Annotated in this window: 19 protein-coding genes; 8 read left to right on the plus strand and 11 right to left on the minus strand. The window is 71.6% G+C overall.

Going from position 1 to position 20,251, the window contains the following annotated elements:
* Nucleotides 1-185: 185 nt before the first annotated feature.
* The gene (locus EDM22_RS05225) at nt 186-2,825 is read left to right on the plus strand and encodes an ATP-binding protein (protein ID WP_170964027.1); all 2,640 of its coding nucleotides are present in this window, start codon (nt 186-188) and stop codon (nt 2,823-2,825) included.
* A gap of 53 nt (nt 2,826-2,878) precedes the next feature.
* Here the strand turns inward: EDM22_RS05225 and ccsB are convergent, their stop codons facing one another.
* The 6 genes from ccsB to EDM22_RS05255 form a co-directional block, all read right to left on the minus strand.
* Nucleotides 2,879-3,943 (minus strand): c-type cytochrome biogenesis protein CcsB, encoded by a 1,065-nt coding sequence (gene ccsB, locus EDM22_RS05230; RefSeq protein ID WP_122936067.1) that lies wholly within the window; start codon nt 3,941-3,943, stop codon nt 2,879-2,881.
* Between the two features lie 243 nt (nt 3,944-4,186).
* On the minus strand, nt 4,187-5,887 hold the full coding sequence (gene resB / locus EDM22_RS05235; RefSeq protein ID WP_376917759.1) for a cytochrome c biogenesis protein ResB: 1,701 nt from the start codon (nt 5,885-5,887) through the stop codon (nt 4,187-4,189).
* A gap of 40 nt (nt 5,888-5,927) precedes the next feature.
* A complete protein-coding gene (locus EDM22_RS05240) occupies nt 5,928-6,683 on the minus strand; it encodes a cytochrome c biogenesis CcdA family protein (protein WP_122936010.1) in 756 nt (251 codons plus the stop codon).
* Between the two features lie 14 nt (nt 6,684-6,697).
* Nucleotides 6,698-7,366: a TlpA family protein disulfide reductase gene (locus EDM22_RS05245; protein WP_122936011.1), complete on the minus strand. Its 669-nt coding sequence runs from the start codon at nt 7,364-7,366 to the stop codon at nt 6,698-6,700.
* Complete coding sequence (locus EDM22_RS05250) at nt 7,366-8,010, minus strand: histidine phosphatase family protein (protein ID WP_122936012.1); 645 nt, start codon at nt 8,008-8,010, stop codon at nt 7,366-7,368. The genes EDM22_RS05245 and EDM22_RS05250 overlap by 1 nt, the downstream gene beginning before the upstream one ends.
* A gap of 98 nt (nt 8,011-8,108) precedes the next feature.
* Nucleotides 8,109-9,065 (minus strand): Dyp-type peroxidase, encoded by a 957-nt coding sequence (locus tag EDM22_RS05255; protein WP_122936013.1) that lies wholly within the window; start codon nt 9,063-9,065, stop codon nt 8,109-8,111.
* A gap of 144 nt (nt 9,066-9,209) precedes the next feature.
* Here EDM22_RS05255 and aspS point away from each other — a divergent pair, with 144 nt between their 5' ends.
* From aspS to EDM22_RS05270, 3 genes are all read left to right on the plus strand, one after another.
* On the plus strand, nt 9,210-10,550 hold the full coding sequence (aspS, locus tag EDM22_RS05260; RefSeq protein WP_122936014.1) for an aspartate--tRNA(Asn) ligase: 1,341 nt from the start codon (nt 9,210-9,212) through the stop codon (nt 10,548-10,550).
* Nucleotides 10,551-10,739: 189 nt separating this feature from the next.
* Entirely contained in the window at nt 10,740-11,990 is a 1,251-nt protein-coding gene (locus tag EDM22_RS05265) for a cation:proton antiporter (protein ID WP_122936015.1), read from the plus strand.
* A gap of 27 nt (nt 11,991-12,017) precedes the next feature.
* The gene (locus EDM22_RS05270; protein ID WP_122936069.1) at nt 12,018-12,920 is read left to right on the plus strand and encodes a formylglycine-generating enzyme family protein; all 903 of its coding nucleotides are present in this window, start codon (nt 12,018-12,020) and stop codon (nt 12,918-12,920) included.
* 6 nt (nt 12,921-12,926) lie between these two features.
* Here EDM22_RS05270 and EDM22_RS05275 read toward each other — a convergent pair whose 3' ends face one another.
* The 3 genes from EDM22_RS05275 to EDM22_RS05285 form a co-directional block, all read right to left on the minus strand.
* Nucleotides 12,927-14,477 (minus strand): FAD-dependent oxidoreductase, encoded by a 1,551-nt coding sequence (locus tag EDM22_RS05275; protein WP_122936016.1) that lies wholly within the window; start codon nt 14,475-14,477, stop codon nt 12,927-12,929.
* Nucleotides 14,478-14,589: 112 nt separating this feature from the next.
* Nucleotides 14,590-14,865 (minus strand): glutaredoxin family protein, encoded by a 276-nt coding sequence (locus tag EDM22_RS05280; protein ID WP_122936017.1) that lies wholly within the window; start codon nt 14,863-14,865, stop codon nt 14,590-14,592.
* A gap of 188 nt (nt 14,866-15,053) precedes the next feature.
* Nucleotides 15,054-15,152, minus strand: a complete 99-nt coding sequence (locus EDM22_RS05285) for a 30S ribosomal protein bS22 (RefSeq protein WP_003792170.1) — start codon at nt 15,150-15,152, stop codon at nt 15,054-15,056.
* Between the two features lie 128 nt (nt 15,153-15,280).
* On the opposite strand from EDM22_RS05285, the gene EDM22_RS05290 reads away from it, so the two are divergent.
* Nucleotides 15,281-15,790, plus strand: coding sequence for a GNAT family N-acetyltransferase (locus EDM22_RS05290; RefSeq protein WP_122936018.1), 510 nt, complete (start codon nt 15,281-15,283; stop codon nt 15,788-15,790).
* Between the two features lie 194 nt (nt 15,791-15,984).
* Here the strand turns inward: EDM22_RS05290 and EDM22_RS05295 are convergent, their stop codons facing one another.
* On the minus strand, nt 15,985-16,428 hold the full coding sequence (locus EDM22_RS05295; protein WP_122936019.1) for an ArsR/SmtB family transcription factor: 444 nt from the start codon (nt 16,426-16,428) through the stop codon (nt 15,985-15,987).
* Nucleotides 16,429-16,508: 80 nt separating this feature from the next.
* Here EDM22_RS05295 and EDM22_RS05300 point away from each other — a divergent pair, with 80 nt between their 5' ends.
* Nucleotides 16,509-17,936 carry a TrkH family potassium uptake protein gene (locus EDM22_RS05300; RefSeq protein WP_122936020.1) on the plus strand — a complete coding sequence of 476 codons (1,428 nt, stop codon included), beginning with the start codon at nt 16,509-16,511 and terminating at the stop codon, nt 17,934-17,936.
* On the plus strand, nt 17,929-18,597 hold the full coding sequence (locus tag EDM22_RS05305) for a potassium channel family protein (protein WP_122936021.1): 669 nt from the start codon (nt 17,929-17,931) through the stop codon (nt 18,595-18,597). Before EDM22_RS05300 ends, EDM22_RS05305 begins: the two co-directional genes overlap by 8 nt.
* Nucleotides 18,598-18,603: 6 nt before the next feature.
* Here the strand turns inward: EDM22_RS05305 and EDM22_RS05310 are convergent, their stop codons facing one another.
* Complete coding sequence (locus EDM22_RS05310; RefSeq protein WP_122936022.1) at nt 18,604-19,002, minus strand: hypothetical protein; 399 nt, start codon at nt 19,000-19,002, stop codon at nt 18,604-18,606.
* A gap of 57 nt (nt 19,003-19,059) precedes the next feature.
* Between EDM22_RS05310 and rlmC the strand changes: the two genes are divergently transcribed.
* The gene (gene rlmC, locus EDM22_RS05315) at nt 19,060-20,205 is read left to right on the plus strand and encodes a 23S rRNA (uracil(747)-C(5))-methyltransferase RlmC (RefSeq protein WP_122936023.1); all 1,146 of its coding nucleotides are present in this window, start codon (nt 19,060-19,062) and stop codon (nt 20,203-20,205) included.
* The last annotated feature ends 46 nt before the right edge of the window (nt 20,206-20,251 follow it).

Genomic DNA, 20,251 nt, shown 5'->3' on the forward strand with positions numbered 1-20,251 from the left:
CTGCCGTCGATCGCGGCCGCACCGCATCGCCGAGTTCGGCGAGCCCACGCCCGCGCTCGAGCAGCCTCATAGTGCGATCGTGCTCGCTCCGCGTCGCGTGCGCAACGCTCCCAGCCTCGGCGGGGGCGGAGCCCACCCGTGCGGCACTGGACGGACTCGCGCCGACCGGCGCACAATGGCACCATGTGGCACCGGTCGGGGTGCGCGCGCTGCTCGGCGGGGTCGCCGTGAACGGCCCGTCCGATGCGCCGCCGATCCGAACGCCCGACCAGCGGCTGCGGATCTTCGTGAGTTCCACCCTCCGCGAACTCGAGCCGGAACGGGCTGCAGCGCGCCATGCGATCGAGCGCCTGCACCTCGCGCCCGTCATGTTCGAGCTCGGGGCCAGGCCGCATCCGCCGCGGGAGCTGTATCGCGCGTACCTCGGGCAGAGCGACGTGTTCGTGGGCGTGTACTGGCAGCATTACGGCTGGATCGCACCCGGCGAGGAGGTCTCGGGCCTCGAGGACGAGTACCGTCTCGCGGCGCCGGAGATGCCGAAGCTCATCTACGTCAAGCAGCCCGCGGAACGCGAGGAACGGCTCGTCGGGCTCATCGGGCGGATCCGCGACGACGACACCGCGTCGTACAAGCCGTTCACCACCGCGGACGAACTCGCGGACCTCATCGAGGCCGACCTCGCGACCCTGCTCGCCGAGCGATTCGACGCATCACGCGCGCCGACGGTCTCGGGGGCGGATGCCGAGGACGCCCCGCCGGCCGAGGCCCTCCCGATGGCGTCGACCGGCGTCGTCGGACGCGACGCGGAGATCGCGACACTGCTCCAGTGGCTCGACGACGACGGCGACGACCGCCGACGACTCGTCACGCTCGTGGGTGCCGGCGGAATCGGCAAGACCCGCCTGGCACTCGAGGTCGCGCGACGCGCACGCGATCGCTTCGACCGGGTGACGTTCGTCGCGCTCGAGCAGGTACGCGAGGACCGCGACGTGCTCCCGGCGATCGCACGCCGATTCGGCGTGCGCGACTACGGCGACCGGCCGATGCTCGACCGGCTCGCCGTCGCCCGCGCCGGTCGACGCGATCTCATCGTGCTCGACAACTTCGAGCAGGTGGTCTCGTCCGCCCCACTGGTCGCGACGCTGCTGACCGCGCTGCCCGACGCGACGGTGCTCGTGACGAGCCGGACCCGGCTGCGGCTGCACGGCGAGCACGTCTTCGACGTGGACCCGTTGGCCGTTCCGTCGGATCCTGCCGGAGCGGCATCCGCCGAGATCATGGCCGCACCGGCCGTGCGGCTGTTCCGCGACCGCGCGCGGGCGGCCGATCCGCGCTTCGACGTCACCGACGACAACGCCGAGGAGGTCGCCCGCATCTGCCGGGCCCTCGAGGGCGTGCCGCTCGCGATCGAGCTCGCAGCGAGCCGGATCCGGGTGCTCACGCCGGCGGCCATGCTGGATCGACTCGACCAGGTGCTCTCCCTGCCGGCGTCCGGCGCTCGCGACGTGCCCGAGCGGCAGCGCACGATCCGCGCGACCGTGGAGTGGAGCGTCGACCTGCTGAGCGCCGACGCGCAGGCCCTGTTCACACGGCTCGGCGTGTTCTCCGGCGACTTCAGCCTCGATGCCGTCGAGGCGGTCGCAGCCGGCACGCCATGGTCGGCCGACCTGCTCGACACGGTCCTCGAGCTCGTCGACGGCAGCCTCCTCCGCCAGCACGACGCCGCCGGCACGCCGTACTTCTCGATGCTCGTGCCCGTACGCGAGCTGGCGACCGCTCGCTTCGAGCAGGGCCCGGATGCCGCGGCCGCGCGCCGGGCGCATGCCGACCACTACGTGCGTCTCGCCCTCGAGACCGAGCCGCTGCTGCGCGGATCCACCCAGCCGGCGGCCCTGGACCGGCTCGAGGCGGAACGGGACAACCTTCGATCGGGCTACCGCCACCTCATCGCCCTCGGCGACTCCGACCCGGTCGTCGACGCGGTCTGGCGCCTGCTCCTGTACTGGTGGATCCGGAACCTGCTTCCCGAGGCGAAGGCCTGGATGGCGGACGTGCTCGGCTCGGGCGCACGACTCTCGGATCGCACCCGCGCGATCGCGCTCGCGCTCTCGGCATGGGTCTCACTGCTGCAGCCGGGCACGGAGGTCGACCCGGCGCCGATCGAGGAGAGCGCCGCGCTGTTCCGCGCGGACGGGGATCCGTTCGGGGAGGGGTGCGCCCTGACCGTGCTGAGCGTCGCCTGGATGTACCGATCGCCGCCGGACCTCGACCGGGCGGAGGTCGTCCAGCGTCAGGCGCTCGAGTTGGTCCCCGCCGAGCGGGACCCGACCTTCAACGCGTTCTTCCGCGCCGGGCTCGGCACCATCGAGCTCTACCGGGGGCATCCGGAGGCAGCGCTGGCCATCGCCGAGTCGGTGGTCGCGGACGCCGTCGACACCGGCGACCACTTCGTCGAGGCCGTCCTGCTCACGAACGCCGGATGGGCGCGGCTCGCTCTCGGCGACCCGCACCCCGAGCTCTTCGGACGGGCGCTCGAGCTCGCGCTGCAGCTGGGGTTCGAGGACGGCACCGGGTACGGGCTGGAGGGGATGGGCGCGTGCGCGGCCCTGCTCGGCGACGTGGAGCGTGCCGGGCTGCTGCTCGGTGCCGCGGAGGCGGCGCGCACTCGCACCGGCATGGCCGATCAGCGGGCGCGGATGACCCATGCGCCGTACGTCCAGATGATCCTCGCCTCGGCCGGGGCCGCCGAGTTCGACGCGGCGCGAGCGCGCGGCCGCGCACTGTCACGGAGCGATGCGCTGAGCCTGGCCCTCGGGCCGGGCTGAGTCGCCCGTCGGCAGCACTCACGCGGGGGATGGCCCCGCGGCATCCGCCCGGCTCAGAGGCCCGAGTAGGCGTGCAGCCCCTTGAAGAACAGGTTCACGATCGTGAAGTTGAAGAGCACCGCCGAGAACCCGATGATCGCGAGCCACGCCGAACGCGAGCCCCGCCAGCCGCGGGTCGCCCGGGCGTGGATGTAGCCGGCGTAGATCACCCAGATGATGAAGGTCCACACCTCCTTGGTGTCCCAGCCCCAGTAGCGGCCCCACGCCTTCTCGGCCCAGATCGCGCCCGCCATGAGCGTGAAGGTCCACAGGATGAAGCCGATGATGTTCACCCGGTACGCGAGGTTCTCGAGCGTGTGCGAGTCGGGCAGCGTGGCGAGGAACGACTTCTTCATCGCGGTCGCGGTGAGGGCCATCGACTCGCGCCGCGACTGCATGAGCTGCACGACCGAGAGGGCGAACCCGAGCGCGAAGAAGCCCACCGACGAGCTCGCGACGAACACGTGGATCACGAGCCACGCCGACTGCAGTGCCGGCGGCAGCGGCACGACGCTCACGTAGAAGTTCACGGTCGCGACGCCGAGCAGCACGAGCACGAGGCCGGTGATGAAGGTGCCGAGGAAGCGCAGGTCCTGCTTCGCGACGAGGATCACCACGAGGTACACGGTCGTGATCACGAGGGTGCCCGTGAGCGCGAACTCGTACATGTTGGCCCACGGCACGCGGCCCGCGGCGAGGCCGCGCAGCACGTCGGCCGAGAGGTGGAGCGCCCACGCGAGCACGGTCATCGCGACGGCGACCCGCAGCGCAGGCGATCGGCCGTAGTCGACGGATGCCCCTGCGCTCAACGCGCTCGCCCAGCGACGCTTCGGCGCGCCCTCCGCACCGTTGGCCGCCGCCGTGCCGGCGACGGCGCCACCGGTGGCCGTCGCAGCGGATGCGGTGCTCGCGCTCGTCGCGGCCGCGCCCTGCAGCGCCCCGACGCGCTCGCGTCCGGCCGCGGCATCCGTCGCCACGGCTGCGCCGGCGGCCTGCTCGTCGGCGGCCTTCGCGGCCGCGGCGGAGCGGCGTGCGAGGTCGAGCGAGTAGGCGATGAACGCGATCGCGTACACGGCCATCGCCGAGTACACGCAGAGGATGGAGATCTCGTCGAGCGTCACGGCTTCTACCTTACGTCGAAGAACTTGCTGTGGAACCGCCGGTCGAGTGGCGAGCGAAGCACGCGTATCGAGACCCCGGGCCGTCGAGGGTCTCGATACGCCGCTCCGCGGCTACTCGACCGGCGGGGCGCCGCTCCGCGGCTACTCGACCGGCGGGGCGCCGCTCCGCGGCTACTCGACCGGCGGGGCGCCGCTCCGCGGCTACTCGACCGGCGAGGCATGCGCGTCGGCGAACTCGGCGACCGCCCGGTCGAGGCCCGGATCCTCGCCTCGGGCGAGGCCCGCGTACTCCAGCACCACCGTGCCGTCGGCACGTGTCGCGGCCTTCACCCACAGGCGGCGGCGAGGCACGAAGAGCGACACCATGAGTCCGGCGAGGATGAGCAGCGCGAACACGAGCACCCAGCCCTGCGACGGATCGTGGTGGATGTCGAACGAGGCGAAGCGCGGCACGCTCTTCGCGTACTCGCCGCCCGCGGCATCCGGATCGGCGTTCTCGAACGTCACCGTGCCCCGGCCGCCCGGCAGGTCCGCGGTCTCGCCGGGCATGAGCTCGAGCGAGTCGACGCCCGTCTTGCCGCCCGTGAGCTGTTCCATGCCGGTGGGGTCGAGCGTGTAGACCGAGGTGGGCGTGCCCTCGTTGATGCCGAGGTCGCCCGCGTAGACGTTGAGCGTCAGCACGGGGTAGACGAGGTCGGGGTAGCTCGAGGCGAATGCGCCCGACGAGAGCGTGGTCTGCGTGGGATAGAAGAAGCCGACCATGCCGAGCTGCTCGTCGAGGCCGTCGGTCACCTTCACGACGCCGATCGAGGTGAGGTTCTTGTCCTGCGGCAGGAACGGCACCGAGTCCGTGAACACGATCTCCCCGTCGGGATCGCGCACCGTGATCGTCGGCGCGTAGCCGTTGCCGAGCAGGTACACGTCGGTGTCGTACACGCGCAGCGGTTCGTTCACCTTCACGGTGCGGGCCGCGGGCTCGCCGTCGCTGCCCTGCACCGTCACGCGGGCCGTGAAGTCGATCGGCTGGCCGAGCGCGTCGGGGTTCTGGGTCTCGTACACGGCGTCGAGGCCGTCGAGGGTGAGCCGGTACGGCTCGAGCGACGTCGGGTCGAAGAATCGGCCCGGGTTGAACGAGTCGAACGCCGCGAGCGTGTTGACGAACGACTGCCCCTCGACCACGACGCGCTGGCCCGCGAAGCCGAAGCCGCCGCCGATCGCGACCGTGGCGAGCACGCCGATGAGGGCGGTGTGGAAGACCAGGTTGCCGGTCTCACGGAGGTAGCCGCGCTCGGCCGAGACGGACGCCTCGCCGCGCAGCTCGTAGCGCTCGACGCGGTAGCCCGCCTTCTTCAGCTGCGTCGCGGCGCGGGCGATCGCGGCCTCAGCGGCCGCTTCGACCGATGAGCCCTCGGGGACCGGCAGGGCGCGCTCGGTGTAGCCCGCGAGCCGCGAGAGTCGCGCCGGGGTGCGCGGCGGTCGTGCCCGGAGCGCCTCGAGGTGGTGCTTCGTGCGCGGGATGATGCAGCCGATGAGCGAGACGAACAGCAGCAGGTAGACCGCCGAGAACCACGCCGACGTGTACACGTCGAACATCTGGAAGTTGTCGAGCACCGGCGCGAGGTCGGGGTTGCTGGCGAAGTACTGCGTGACGCCGTTGGGGTCGCTCGACCGCTGCGGCACGAGGGAGCCCGGCACCGCCGCGATGGCGAGCAGCAGCAGGAGCAGCAGGGCGGTGCGCATGCTCGTGAGCTGCCGCCAGGCGAAGCGCAGCCAGCCCACCGGACCGAGCCTGGGCGACGTCACGGTCGCGTCGCCGCCGCCTCCGGGCCCGCCGCCGTCGCCGGAGGCGCCGCGCGACGGCGTCGTGCCGTCGTCGTAGTCGGACGGGCGCAGTGGATCCACGCCCGCGTCCCTGCGGGACGCGGCATCCGCTCGCTCAGCGTCAGATCGCGGGGACGAAACCACTGATCACCGCCTGCAACTCGTACATCCAGATGGTCCAGAGGCCCGACACCATGAGCAGGCCGATGACGATGAGCAGCGCGCCGCCGACGATGTTGACGGCGCGGATGTGCCGCCGCACGAACGCGATCGCGTTCGTCGCCCAGGTGAAGCCGAGCGCCACGAGCAGGAACGGGATGCCGAGCCCGATGCAGTACGCGAGGCCGAGCAGGGCGCCGCGGCCCGCGGAGGCGCTGTCGGCGCTGAGCGCGAGCACGACGGCGAGGGTCGGGCCGATGCACGGCGTCCAGCCGAGGCCGAACACGATGCCGAGCAGGGGCGCGCCGGCGAGCCCGGTGGCCGGTCGCCACGATGGCTTGAACGTGCGCTGCAGGAACGTGAACTGGCCCACGAAGACGAGGCCCATGACGATGAGCACGACGCCGAGGATGCGGATCATGAGGTCGGAGTAGAGCCGCAGCCACGCGCCGAGCACCCCGAACGCCGTCGTGAACACGAGGAAGACGAGCGTGAACCCGGCGATGAACAGCAGCACGCCGAGCAGCAGCCGGCGCCGGGCGCGCTTCTGCTCGTCGGCCTCGGCCGAGGCATCCGCGAACCCGCCGAGGTAGCCGAGGTAGCCCGGAACGAGCGGCAGCACGCACGGCGACAGGAACGACACGAGCCCCGCGGCGAGCGCGATCGGCACCGCGGCGAGCAACTGCCCACTGAACACGACCTCTCCGATGCCGCCCATCTCGCCGGCGCCGCTCAGGCCTGCTCGGCGACGAGGTCGCGCACGATGGCCTCGAGGATCGAGGCGTCGGTGAGCTGCCCGAGGATGCGCGCGGCCACGCGGCCCTGCTTGTCGAGCACGATCGTCGTGGGCACGGCCGCCGGCGGCACGTCGCCCGCGAACGCGAACTGCGCGCCGCCGTCGTTCACGTCGACGATCGACGGGTAGGTGATGCCGAAGTCGTCCTCGAAGGATGCCGCGGTCGCGGCCTGGTCGCGCACGTTCACGCCGACGAACGCGACGCCCTCGTCGGCCACCTCTTCGGACACCTGCTGCAGCAGCGGCGCCTCGACGCGGCACGGCGCGCAGCCCGCGTACCAGAAGTTCACGACCGTGACCTCGCCGGCGAGGTCGGCGGAATCGAACTCGTCGCCGTCGACGGTGGTGCCGTCGAACGCGATCGGCTCGCCACGGTCTGCCGCCGGGTACTCCGACACCGTGCCGTCGCCCGAGATGAAGCCCTTGCCGCTGCCCTCGCGGTACTGCTCGGCGAGCGGGTCGCTCGCGCAGCCGGCGAGGGCGATGACGGATGCCGTGGCGAGCGCGAGCGCGCCGGTCGAGTAGCGAGCGAAGCGAGCGTATCGAGACCCGTCGCGAGGTCTCGATACGGCCCTGGCGGGCCTACTCGACCGACGAAGGCCCATCACACCGCCCCCAGGTCGGTGGCCTGCGCGGCCAGCCGGATGGCGGGATCGCGGTAGTCGACCTCGACGAAGCGGCCGCCCCGGCGCTCGAAGGTCGTGATGCTCGACAACGCGCAGCGACGACGACGCGGGTCGTGGGCGAGCGACCGGCCCGTGATGCGGCGATGCGCCATCCAGATGGGGAGCTGGTGGCTGACGAGCACGACGTCGCCCGACTCGACCGAGTCCGCGGCATCCGTCATCGCGGCGAGCACGCGGTCGGCGATCGAGCGGAACGGCTCGCCCCAGCTCGGCTCCCACGGGTTCACGAGGAACGACCAGTTGCGCACGTCGCGCAGCGCCGAGTCGCGACCGCGCATGCGCATGCCCTCGAAGCGGTTCGTGGGCTCGATGATGCGGTCGTCGAGCGTGGGCTCGAGACCGAACGCGGCGGCGATGGGCTCCGCCGACTGCTGCGTGCGCTGCAGCGGCGAGGAGACGAGTGCGCTCACGGGGCGCTTGCGCGAGACGAGGTCGGCCGCGGCGGTCTCCGCCATCTCGCGCCCGAGGTCGCTCAGGCCGTACCCGGGGAGACGACCGTAGAGCACGCCCTGGGGGTTGAAGACCTCGCCATGGCGCACGAGATGGATCTGCTCGGCCGGCACGGTTCCCAGTCTACGGAGCAGTTCCCTTTGAATCCGCCGAGGGTCGGCCAGCGGCGGTCGGCCCGCCCTCGCTCGGCCGCCGCGACCCGCGTCGCGGATCAGTCTCCGTCGCCGAGCGCCTCGAGCAGGTGGAGCGGCGGCACGAAGAAGGTGCCCCCGGTGACGGCGGTCGAGACGTCGAGGATGCGATCGTGCAGTCCCGGCGGGTCGCCGATGAACATGCGCTTGAGCATGCGCTCGATCACCCACAGCCGGCGGGTGTAGCCGATGAAGTACGTGCCGAACTCGCCGGATGCGGGGCTGCCGAAGGGCATGTTGTCGCGCAGGATCTCGAACTCGGCACCGTCGTCGTCGGTGATCGTCGCGAGCGTCTTGTGCGCCTTCTGCGGCTCGGTGTCGTCGAGCTCGACGTTGTCGGCCTTGCGACGGCCGATGACGGCCTCCTGCTGCTCGGTCGTCATCGCGTTCCAGGCGGCGAGGTCGTGCAGGTACTTCTGCACGACGACGTAGCTGCCGCCCGCGAACGCCGGGTCCTCGTCGCCGATGAGCGTCGCCTCGGCCATGCCGGCGCCGCTCGGGTTGGCGGTGCCGTCGACGAAGCCGAGCAGGTCGCGCGCGTCGAAGTAGCGGAAGCCGTTCACCTCGTCGACCACCTCGACGGCGTCGCCGAGCAGGTCGAGCAGCAGGCGCTCGAACTCGAAGCAGAGGTCGGCACGATCGGCTCGGATGTGGAAGAGCAGGTCGCCCGGGGTCGACGGCGCCGAGTGGGCCGCGGTCTTGATGGTCGGGAAGGGCCGCAGCTCGGCGGGGCGGTCGGGCCGCCCGAACCGATCCCACGCGGCGGAGCCGATGCCCACGACGCACGACAGGTTGGCGCCCATGTCGCGGAACCCGACGGTCTTCGCGAGGTCGTCCATGCCGGCGAGCACGTCGCGCACGGATGCGAGGTCGCCGTCGCCGGGGCGGATCGACACCACGAGGAACACGGCGAACTGCGACAGTGGGGCGTCCACCTTCTGCGCATCGATCGGCACTCTGCGGTCGGTCTCCTGCATGGACGTGCTCCCTTCACGTGCGCGGCGCGCGTCGCTCGAGCGCGGCGGCCGGATGCGCCGCGTTCGCCGTCTCGCCTCGTGGCGGCACCCGTCGCACCTCCCGCCACGATATCGGCCGGAGCCGCGCGGGTAGGATGGTCGATCGTGATCACGCGCACCCTCGTCAAGCAGCTCGCCGCCCTTCCCGACGGCCCCGTCAGCGTCGCCGGCTGGGTCGAGACCGTGCGCGACCAGAAGAAGGTGCAGTTCGTCATCCTGCGCGACGAGTCGGGTGCGGTGCAGCTCGTGAACCCCGCGACGCGGGAGCTCGAGGAGGGCGCCGACGCCGCGGCATCCGCTCGCCTCGCCCTCACCGAGCAGATCTCCGAGCTCGGGCACGGCACGTTCGTGCGCGTGACCGGCGAGCTCAAGCACGACGAGCGCGTGAAGCTCGGCGGGCTCGAGGTGAAGATCGGTTCGCTCGAGGTCGTCGCCGAGGCCCTCGAGACCCCCATCGCCGCCGACTCGAGCCTCGACAAGCGCATGGACTGGCGCTTCCTCGACCTACGCCACCCGAAGCAGAACCTCATCTTCCGCATCCAGACGACGTTCCTGCACGCGCTGCGCACCTACTGGGTCGAGCACGACTTCGTCGAGATCCAGACGCCGAAGCTCATGGCCTCGGCATCCGAGTCGCGCGCCGAGCTGTTCGAGCTCGGCTACTTCGAGGGCAAGGCGTACCTCGCCCAGAGCCCCCAGTTCTTCAAGCAGATGGCGCAGCCCGCGGGCCTCGGCCGCGTGTTCGAGGTCGGCCCGGCGTTCCGCGCCGACCCCTCGTTCACCTCGCGCCACGCGACCGAGTTCACCTCGATCGACGCCGAGATGAGCTGGATCGACTCGCACGAGGACGTCATGAAGATGCACGAGGAGCTGCTCGTCGCCGGCTTCACGGCCGTCAGGGAGAAGCACGGCGCCGAGATCGAGGAGCTGTTCGGGCTCGAGATCACGGTGCCGACCACGCCGTTCCCGCGCATCCCGCTCGCCGAGGCGAAGCAGATCGTGGCCGAGCACGGCTACGTCGTGCCCCGCGCCGACGCCGACATGGACCCCGAGGGCGAGCGCCGCATCTCGGAGTACGTCAAGGAGACGTACGGGCACGAGTTCGTGTTCCTCACCGACTACGCGTCGAGCATCCGGCCGTTCTACCACATGCGCCACGAGGGCGACTCGAACCTCACGAACTCGTACGACCTCATCTACAACGGCGTCGAGATCTCCACGGGCGCGCAGCGCGAGCACCGCATCGACGTGCTCGTCGAGCAGGCGAAGGAGAAGGGGCTCGACCCCGAGGAGCTCGAGTTCTACCTCGACTTCTTCCGGTACGGCGTGCCCCCGCACGGCGGCTTCGGCATGGGCCTCGCCCGAGTGCTGATGCTCATGCTGCACGAGCACTCGATCCGCGAGACGACGTACCTGTTCCGCGGGCCGACGCGCCTGCTGCCGTAGTGCCGTCGGTCGAGTAGCGACGCAGGAGCGTATCGAGACGCGCACGGGGTCTCGATACGGCCCCTGGCGGGCCTACTCGACCGACGGAGCGGCCCTGGCGGGCCTACTCGACCGGCGGAGCGGCCCTGGCGGGCCTACTCGACCGGCGGAGGCGTCGACACGGGCCCACCGCTCGGGCAGAGTACGAGGGTGGAGCTGCTGCTCGTCTTCGCGCTCGTCCTGCTCGCCGCGATCCTGATCTCGGGATACGCGCACCGAACGGTGCTGTCGACGACCGTGCTCTTCCTCGTCGCGGGGTTCCTCCTCGGCGACGGCATGCTCGGGGTCATCCCGCTCACGCCGACCGATCCGACCGTGACGATCGTCTCGTCGCTCGCGCTGTTCATCGTGCTGTTCACCGACGGGCAGGAGGTGGGCCTGCGCGACCTGCGCGCGGCCTGGCGCCTGCCGGGCCGGGCACTGCTGCTCGGCATGCCGATCACCTTCGGCATCACGACCGTGCTCGGCGTGTGGATGCTCGGCTTCTCGTGGCCCGAGGCGCTGCTCGTCGCCGCCGTGCTCGCGCCGACCGATCCGGTCTTCGCCTCGGCGATCGTGGGGCGGCAGGAGATCCCCTACCGGGTGCGGCACCTGCTCGGCGTCGAGTCGGGACTCAACGACGGCCTCGCGCTGCCCGTCGTGCTCTTCCTCATCGCGGCCTCCGGCGGACCCGACGTCGAGCCCATGGTGCTCGCGTGGGAACTCGGCCTCGGCGTCGCGGTGGGCATCGTCGTCCCCGTCGTCGTGTCGTGGCTCGTGCGACTCAGGGTGTTCGCGCGCACACCGCTCTACGCGGCGCTCACGCCCATCGCGGTGGCGCTCATCGTGCTCGGGATCTGCACGACAACCGAGGCGAACCTCTACCTCGCGGCCTACGCGGCCGGCATGACGATCGCCACCGTCTCGCCCGAGATGCGCAACGCGTTCCACGCGTTCGGCGGGCAGGTCTCCGAGCTCTTCAAGCTGCTCGCGATCCTGCTGTTCGGCGCGCTCATCTCGCCGGCACTCCTGGCCGACGTGCCCTGGACCGGGTACCTCTTCGCCCTGCTGCTGCTCGTGTTCGCGCGTCCCGTCGCCGTGGAGCTCTCGCTCGTCGGCAGCGGCCTGCCCTGGGAGGAGAAGCTCACCGCCGCGTGGTTCGGCCCCAAGGGGTTCGCCTCCGTGCTCTACGGCCTCTTCGTGCTCGCGAGCGGCGCGCCCTCGGCCGAGTTCATGTTCCACGTCATCGTCGTGGCGATCGTGTTCTCGATCGTCGCGCACTCGTCGACCGACGTGCCCATCGCCGCCTGGTTCGCCCGCAAGGAGGCCGAGGACCGCGATCGTGCCCGGTCGGCCCCGGCCGCACCGGCGCCGACCTCGGGTCCGCCCGGCGCCGGACCTGCCGAGCCGACCGAGACGTAGGCTCGACGCGTGACGACGACCACGCCCATGATCCGCATCGCGGGGGGCACCTTCCGCATGGGATCCGCCGAGTACTCGCCCGACGAGACGCCCGTGCACGAACGCACGGTGTCGTCGTTCGAGCTCGACGTGCACCCCGTGACGAACGCGCAGTTCGCCGCATTCGTCGCGGCGACCGGCTACGTGACGGTGGCGGAGCGCCCGCTCGATCCCGCCGACTTCCCCGGAGCCGATCCGGCCGACCTCGTGCCGGGCGGGCTCGTGTTCACACCGACCGACGGCCCCGTCGACCTGGACGACTGGCGGCAGTGGTGGCGGTGGGGCGCGGGCGCGAGCTGGCGGCATCCGTTCGGCCCCGAGTCATCCGTCGACGACAAGCCCACCCACCCCGTCGTGCAGGTGAGCTTCGCGGATGCCGCGGCCTACGCCGAGTGGGCCGGCAAGCGACTGCCCACCGAGGCCGAGTTCGAGTACGCGGCGCGCGGCGGCCTCGACGGGGCCCGCTTCGCGTGGGGCGACGAGGAGTTCCCCGGCGGCCGGCTCATGGTGAACCGGTGGCAGGGCTCGTTCCCGTACCGCAACACCGGCGCCGAGGGCTGGGTCGGCACGTCGCCCGTGATGACGTTCCCGCCGAACGGCTACGGGCTCTTCGACGTCACGGGCAACGTGTGGGAGTGGACGAGCGACTACTACACGCCGCGGCACGTCGTGCCCGGGCAGGACGCCGTCGACCCGGGCGCCCGCGCGAACCTGCTCGCCGCGGCATCCGCGGAGCCGGGCTCACGCATCCCGCGACGGGTGCTCAAGGGCGGCTCGCACCTCTGCTCGCCCGACTACTGCCTGCGCTACCGGCCGGCGGCGCGATCGCCGCAGGCCGACGACACGGCGACGACCCACATCGGATTCCGCTGCGCGCGCGACGCCGCCTGATGGCCGTCACTCCTGCGGGGCGGCACCCACCTCGGTCGCGGTCGCGGCGGCGGTCTCCAGGTCGGGGACGCGCGCCAGGTCGTGCAGCGCCGGCCCCTCGATGCGGTGCCCGCGATGGTCGAAACGTGAGGCGTGCAGCGGGCAGTCCCACGTGAGCTCGGCATCGTTCCAGTGCACCACTCCCCCAAGGTGCGTGCACACCGCGCTCACCGCGCAGGTCTCGCCGCCCACCGTCGAGACGCCCACCGGGCGGAGGCCGCGCCGGGCCACCTCGCCGTGACCCTCCGCGGGCGCCGCGGCCTCCGCTTCGCCCAGGTCGGCACCGCGCAACGCACCGAGCCACCCCCGCGCCGCCGCCGCGCCGACCTTCGCGTTCTCGGAGGCGCCGCGCGCGAAGTCCGCCGGCACGGTCAGGCGCGAGCCGATCACGCGCGCCCAGTCCGGCCGGCGGGCGCCGAGCATCTCGTGGGCGATGCGGATCGCGGCGGCGGCGCCGTTCGTGAGGCCCCACTTCGCGTAGCCCGTGGCGAACCAGACGCGGCCGCGGCCGCGCGGCATCCGCCCCACGAAGGGCACGCGATTGTGCGACTCGTAGTCCTGGGCGGCCCAGTGCTCGGGCTCGCCGACCTCGGGCCACCACGTGCGCGTCCAGTCGGCGATCTCGTCGACGAGCCGCAGCGAGCTCTCCTCGCGTCCGACGGGGTGGCCGCCGCCACCCACGAGCAGGCGGGTCTGGCCGCCCCATGTCGCCGAACGGATGCTGCGACCCGGCTGGTCGACGGACAGGTACAGGCCCTCGGGCAGGGCCGATGGCTCGGGCGGCGGCGCGAACGAGAGCAGGAGCGAGCGCGAGCCGCTCGTCTTCGCCCAGTAGAGCCCCCGGCCGAGCATGGGCGCGCCGGTCGCGATGAGCACCTGCCCGGCGGTGAGCACGCCGGCGCTCGTGCGCACCTGCACGGGATCGGTCGCGCGCACCCCGAGCACCCGTACCCCGGTCACGAGGCTGCCGCCGCGATCGACGACCTGGTCGGCGAGGCCGCGCATGAGCTCGGCCGGGTCGAGGGCGAACTGGCCGTCGAGCGCCACCGCACCCGCCACGGGGAACGCCACCGTGTCGTCGACGTCCTGGACCCGGCGCGCGTCGAGACCCGCCTCGCGCGCCGCCCGCGCCTCGGCGTCGACGACGTCGAGCCCGTCGGCCGAGTTCGCGTAGCTGTAGGCGGTGGCCTCGCGCACCGGCACGCCGGCGCGCTCGCTCGCCCGGCGCAGCCACTGCTGGCCCGCACGATTGGCGTCGACGTAGGCGCGCACCAGCCGGGCCGGATGACGGCGGCGGATCGTCGAGAGCCGGGAGCCCTGCAGCAGGCTCACCTTGCCCGTGTTGCGCCCGCTCGCGAGCGCGCCGGGCACGTCCTGCTCGAGCACGATGACGCGCCGGCCGGCGTCGAGCAGCATGAGCGCCGTCGCCAGGCCCGTGATCCCCGCGCCCACCACGATCACATCCGCGTGGTCGTCGACGCCGTGGAGGTCGAGGGTGGACTCGTCGATGGAGGTCATGCCGCCAGTCAACGCCCTGCGGGCGCCCCCGTCACCCCCCTTGATCGAGCGGATGCCGCGGGGTAGCGGAGTGCGGCGGCGCGCGGGTCGCGGGGTCGCGGGGTGGCGCGGCTCAGCCGAGCGAGAGCAGCGCGGTCTTGAGGCGCACGGGGTCGATGCGCCAGTAGCCGTGCACCTCGCCGTCGACGAGCAGGACCGGGATCTCCTCGGCGTAACGGGCGGCGAGCGCCTCGTCGTCGAGGATGGACCGCTCGTCGAGCGTCGTCGTCGGTGCGTCGGGCGTCGCAGCGAGTTCGTCGCGCACGGCGGTGATGACGTCGCGGGCGTCGTCGCAGAGATGGCATCCGGGCTTGCCGATGAGGGTGAGGCGGATGTCGCGACCGGTCATGCGATCAGCCTAATCGGGGTCTCGATACGCGGCTCCGCCGCTACTCGACGGCGGGGCAGGTCTCGATACGCGGCTCCGCCGTTACTCGTCCGGCGGGCAGGTCTCGATACGCGTCGCCTCCGGCGGCGCGGACACAGCGAAAAGCGCCAGGCCGTCGGCCTGACGCTCTGCCGGTGGTCGCGGTGCGACTACTTCTTGTTGCGACGCTGGTGGCGCGTCTTGCGAAGCAGCTTGCGGTGCTTCTTCTTCGCCATGCGCTTGCGACGCTTCTTGATGACGGAACCCATCAAAACCTCACAGAAAAGATCGAGTCGGCCGCGCGTGCCGCAGCCTGGGGCAGGAATGCCTCGGGGTAGTCTAGCCGATTCGCGGGAGCACGCCTTGCGGGCGCGTTCCCGTGCGTTAGCGTCGAGGGATGCCTTCGAACGAGTTCACCATCCGGGCGACCCGGCAGGACGACTGGCAGGCCGTGCGCGCGCTCCGGCTCGAGATGCTCCGCGATTACCCGCTCGCCTACGGCGAGACCCTCGAACACGCGCTCACCGTCGACGAGGCCGGGTGGCGCCTGCGTGCCGCTCGCGGCGAATCGGCCACCCAGACGGCGATCGTCGCCGTCGAGGGCGAGCGCTGGATCGGCGCGATGGGCTGCTATCTCCCCGACACGATCACCGGGCCGATGCTCGTCGGCGTGTACGTCGCCCCCGACCGCCGCGGCGACGACGCCGGCGTGACGCGCGCGCTGCTCGCCGAGATCGAGCACTGGGCGGCGGCGCACGGCGACACGCTCCGGCTCGAGGTGCACGAGGCGAACCCGCGTGCGCGCCGGTTCTACGAGAAGCTCGGCTTCACGCTCACGGGACGCAGCCGCGCGTACGAGCTCGAACCCGGCGGGCTCGAGCTGGAGATGATCAAGCCGCTGCGGTGAGGGCCGCTGGTCGAGTAACGAAGCGTATCGAGACCTCGGGTCGCTGGTCTCGATACGCGCTTCGCGCTACTCGACCGGCGGTTCGCGCTACTCGACCCGCGGTTCGCGCTACTCGACCGGCGCTTCGCGCTACTCGACCGGCGGTTCGCGCTACTCGACCGGCGGTTCGCGCTACTCGACCCGCAGAAGGCGGGTCAGCGGCGCTTCTTGGGGGCGACGACGGCGGTCACCTGGTGCGCCGTCTCGGCGAAGGCCTTGCCGAGCGCCGAGGCGAACGCCCGCTGCTCGGAGTTCAGCGGCTCCTCGTGCGACGCGGCCTCGACGCCCGCGAGCATCGCCGCGTCGGCGGCCGCATCCGAGGAGACGAACGGGATGAGCCAGTCCTCGAGGCGTTCGAGCGGCGCGCGGTCGAGCTTGTAGTACCGGTGCTGCCCCTCTTCGCGCACGGCCACGAGACCCGACTCGCGCAGGACCTTGAGGTGCTTCGAGACGGTGGGCTGGCTCGCACCGAGCGCGGCGACGATCTCGCCGACGCTGATCTCGCCGCCCGACTGCGGCAGGCTCGTCTCGCGGTCGAGGAGGACGCCGAGGATATCGCGCCTCGTGGGGTCCGCCACCACGTCGAAGATGTCCGCCATGCCACAAGGCTAGCCACTTGCGGCGAGGAGTACCATGACACACGCGTCAGCACTGAGGGGGTCGGATGACGGCACAGCCGATGCGGCGCCGGGGCACTGCGCGGCGCTCGTGGCTCGGCGGTGTACGCGACGCGATCGACGGCCTCGTCAAAAGCTCCCCCTCGCGATTCGCCATCCTCATCTTCCTCGCCCTGGTCATGGTGACCACGCTCCTGCTCTCGCTGCCGATCGCGCGCGCCGGCGAGGGCGAGGGCACGCCGCTCGCCGACGCGCTGTTCACCGCGGTCTCGGTCATCTGCGTCACGGGACTCACGACGGTCGACATGGCGACGCACTGGTCGCCGTTCGGCAACGCCGTCATCTACATCGGCGTGAACATCGGCGGCATCGGCGTGCTCACGCTCGCGTCGATCCTCGGCCTCGTCATCTCCCGCCGGCTCGGCCTGCGCGCGCGCCTCATCGCGGCGAGCGACACGAACCCGTCGCGCATCCACCAGGGCCCGGTCTCCGAGAGCCAGGCGATCCGCCTCGGCGAGGTCGGCGGGCTCCTCGTCACGGTTGCGATCAGCGCCCTCGTGATCGAGCTGACGATCGCCCTCGCGATGATCCCGAGCTTCCTGTCCGACGGCTACGACGCGTGGACGTCGACCTGGTACAGCTTCTACTACTCCGCGATGGGCTTCACGAACACCGGCTTCAGCCCGAATCCGGGCGGCCTCGAGCCGCTGCAGGACGACTTCTGGTTCCTGTCGCTCCTCATGCTCAGCGTGTTCCTCGGCAGCCTCGGCTTCCCGGTGATCTACACGCTCGCGCGCGCCTGGCGCAAGCCGCGCAAGTGGAGCGTGCACGTGAAGCTCACGCTCGCCACGACGGTGATCCTCTTCGTCCTCGGCGCGCTCGCGTTCCTCGCGCTCGAGTACAACAACCCCAAGACGTACGGCCGCTTCGACGCCGGCACGACGGTCTTCGAGTCGTTCTTCATGTCGGCGATGACCCGTTCGGGCGGGTTCGCGACGATCGACATGGCCGACCTCAACGGCTCGAGCCTCCTCGTCTCCGACATGCTCATGTTCGTCGGCGGCGGCTCCGCCTCGACCGCGGGCGGCATCAAGGTGACGACCCTCGCGGTGCTGTTCCTCGCCGCGTTCGCCGAGGCCCGCGGCGCGCCCGCGATGGAGGCCTTCGGGAGACGCATCCCGCGCGACATCCTGCGGCTCGCGGTGAGCGTCGTACTGTGGGGCGCGACCATCGTCGCGGTGTCGACGATCATCCTGGCGCAGATCACCAGGGCGCAGCTCGACTACGTGCTCTTCGACGTGATCTCGGCGTTCGCCACGTGCGGCCTCTCGACGGGGTTCACCTTCGACCTGCCACCAGAGGGCAAGTACGTCATGGCTGCGACCATGTTCATGGGACGTGTCGGCACCGTCACGCTCGCGGCGGCCCTCGCCGCGAGCCAGCGGCGCCAGCTGTTCAAGCGACCGGAAGAGAGGCCCATCGTTGGTTGATCGCATCAAGCACGACGCCCCCGTGCTCGTCATCGGCCTCGGCCGGTTCGGGGCCGCCACCGCAGGCCAGCTCGACCGCCTCGGCCGCGAGGTGCTCGCCGTCGACGACGACGAGGCCCTCGTGCAGAAGTGGGCCGAGCGGGTCACCCACGCGGTCGTCGCCGACGCCCGGTCCATCGACGCGCTCAAGCAGATCGGCGCGCAGGAGTTCTCGATCGCGGTGTGCGCCGTCGGGTCGTCGGTCGAGGCATCCGTGCTCATCACCGCGAACCTCGTCGACCTCAAAGTGCCGCAGATCTGGGCGAAGGCGATCTCGACCTCGCACGGCAAGATCCTCGAGCGCATCGGCGCGAACCATGTGATCTACCCCGAACGCGAGGCGGGCGAGCGCACCGCGCACCTCGTGAGCGGGCGCATGCTCGACTTCATCGAGTTCGACGACGACTTCGCGCTCGTGAAGATGTATCCGCCGAAGCCCATCCGCGGCAAGAACCTCACCGAGTCGGGCGTGCGCTCGCGGCACAACGTCACGGTCGTGGGCGTGAAGAGTCCGGGCAAGCCGTTCACCTACGCGACCGAGCAGACGGTGGTGTCGAACCACGACCTCATCATCGTGTCGGGCACCGAGGCCGACATCGAGAAGTTCGCGGCGCTCGAGTGAGGACGCTCAGCCCAGCAGCGTGATGATCACCTGCACGAGGGTCGCCACGACGCCGATGCCGAGCAGCACGAGCGTGAGCGTGGCGAAGACCCGGCGGATGGGACGGACCCGCTCGAACCGGAGCCGGTCCGGCGTTCGCCGCCGGTAGAACATCGGCTGCTCGTCGGGCACCGTGACGTGGGCCCGCTCCTCGGCGCTGAGGTGCCGCTGCTGGAACTCGCCTCCGGCGAACCAGCGCACCGTGCTGTGGCCCGACTCGCCGTCGACGACGACCGCGTCGGTCGGCAGCCACGTGCCGTCGACGAGCCGCAGGATCACGGCGACGAGGAGGCAGGCGAAGCCCAGGCCGAACGCGATCCACGTGATCACCTCGGCGACCACCGAGACGAGGTCGAGCACACCCATGTCCACACCGTAGCGCCCGGCGGCGGGCCGCTCGGTCGCGCGCGTACCCTTGAGGCGATGCAGTGCGACTACTTCGACGACGGGCGCTGCCGTTCGTGCGCGCTCATGGGCGTGCCGTACCCCGCGCAGCTCGCCGGCAAGCAGCGCGACTGCGAGGCGATGCTCGCCCCGCTCGGCGTGGCCGACTGGCGCCCGCCGGTGACGAGCCGCGAGGCGGCCTACCGCAACAAGGCGAAGATGGTCGTCGGCGGCACGGTCGAGGCGCCCACGATCGGCATCCTCGACGCCGACGGCCGCGGGGTCGACCTGCAGGCATGCGGCATCTGCTCGCCCGGGCACCGCGCGGCGTTCCCGGTGATCGCCGAGTTCGTCGGCCGCGCGCACATCACGCCCTACGACGTGCCGTCGCGGCGGGGCGAGCTCAAGCACGTGATCCTCACCGAATCGCCCGACGGCGAGCTCATGCTGCGGTTCGTGCTGCGCTCGACCGAGCCCGTCGCCCGCATCCGCAAGCACCTCGGCTGGCTCCTCGAGCGGATGCCGCAGGCCGCCGTCGTCACCGTCAACGTGCTGCCCGAGCACCGCGCGGCACTCGAGGGCGACGAGGAGCTCGTGCTCACCGACGCGTCGACCCTCGCGATGCACGTGAACGACGTGACGCTGCACCTGCGGCCGCGCAGCTTCTTCCAGACGAACACCGAGATCGCGTCGGCGCTCTACCGCGAGGCCCGCGAGTGGTCCCACGCCGTCGCGCCCGCCACGGCGTGGGACCTCTACTGCGGCGTCGGGGGGTTCGCCCTGCACGTGGCGGGCGCCGCGGCCGACGTGGTCGGCATCGAGACGAGCGCCGAGGCGATCGCGAGCGCCGAGTTGAGCGCCGCCGAGGCGGGGCTGTCGCACGTGCGGTTCGCCGCCGGGGATGCCACCGAGTTCGCCCTCGCCGCGGCATCCGCCCCCGAGCTCGTGATCGTGAACCCGCCGCGCCGCGGCATCGGCGCCGCGCTCGCGGGCTGGCTCGAGGCGTCGTCGGCACGGCACGTGCTCTACTCGAGCTGCAACCCCGCGTCGCTCGCGCGCGACCTCGCGGCGATGCCGTCGTTGCGGCCGCGGCAGGCGCGCATGTTCGACATGTTCCCGCAGACGGGGCACGTCGAGGTCATGGTGCTGCTGGAGCGCGCGGCGCCCCCTCCGCCGGTCGAGTAGCACGTGAGCCGCATGTCAGGGCACCGTAGGGATGTCCGGCCGGGGC

Origin of the sequence: Agromyces tardus, from assembly GCF_003710805.1 — a bacterium.
GTDB classification, from domain to species: domain Bacteria; phylum Actinomycetota; class Actinomycetes; order Actinomycetales; family Microbacteriaceae; genus Agromyces; species Agromyces tardus.

What these genes read in the sequence shown, in the direction of transcription:
- ccsB (WP_122936067.1), bottom strand. Translation starts at nt 3,943, where the DNA reads ATGGCCGTGTACGCGATCGCGTTCATCGCCTACTCGCTCGACCTCGCA.
- EDM22_RS05240 (WP_122936010.1), bottom strand. Translation starts at nt 6,683, where the DNA reads ATGGGCGGCATCGGAGAGGTCGTGTTCAGTGGGCAGTTGCTCGCCGCG.
- EDM22_RS05245 (WP_122936011.1), bottom strand. Translation starts at nt 7,366, where the DNA reads ATGGGCCTTCGTCGGTCGAGTAGGCCCGCCAGGGCCGTATCGAGACCT.
- EDM22_RS05255 (WP_122936013.1), bottom strand. Translation starts at nt 9,065, where the DNA reads ATGCAGGAGACCGACCGCAGAGTGCCGATCGATGCGCAGAAGGTGGAC.
- EDM22_RS05270 (WP_122936069.1), top strand. Translation starts at nt 12,018, where the DNA reads ATGATCCGCATCGCGGGGGGCACCTTCCGCATGGGATCCGCCGAGTAC.
- EDM22_RS05275 (WP_122936016.1), bottom strand. Translation starts at nt 14,477, where the DNA reads ATGACCTCCATCGACGAGTCCACCCTCGACCTCCACGGCGTCGACGAC.
- EDM22_RS05280 (WP_122936017.1), bottom strand. Translation starts at nt 14,865, where the DNA reads ATGACCGGTCGCGACATCCGCCTCACCCTCATCGGCAAGCCCGGATGC.
- EDM22_RS05285 (WP_003792170.1), bottom strand. Translation starts at nt 15,152, where the DNA reads ATGGGTTCCGTCATCAAGAAGCGTCGCAAGCGCATGGCGAAGAAGAAG.
- EDM22_RS05290 (WP_122936018.1), top strand. Translation starts at nt 15,281, where the DNA reads ATGCCTTCGAACGAGTTCACCATCCGGGCGACCCGGCAGGACGACTGG.
- EDM22_RS05295 (WP_122936019.1), bottom strand. Translation starts at nt 16,428, where the DNA reads ATGGCGGACATCTTCGACGTGGTGGCGGACCCCACGAGGCGCGATATC.
- EDM22_RS05300 (WP_122936020.1), top strand. Translation starts at nt 16,509, where the DNA reads ATGCGGCGCCGGGGCACTGCGCGGCGCTCGTGGCTCGGCGGTGTACGC.
- EDM22_RS05310 (WP_122936022.1), bottom strand. Translation starts at nt 19,002, where the DNA reads ATGGGTGTGCTCGACCTCGTCTCGGTGGTCGCCGAGGTGATCACGTGG.
- rlmC (WP_122936023.1), top strand. Translation starts at nt 19,060, where the DNA reads ATGCAGTGCGACTACTTCGACGACGGGCGCTGCCGTTCGTGCGCGCTC.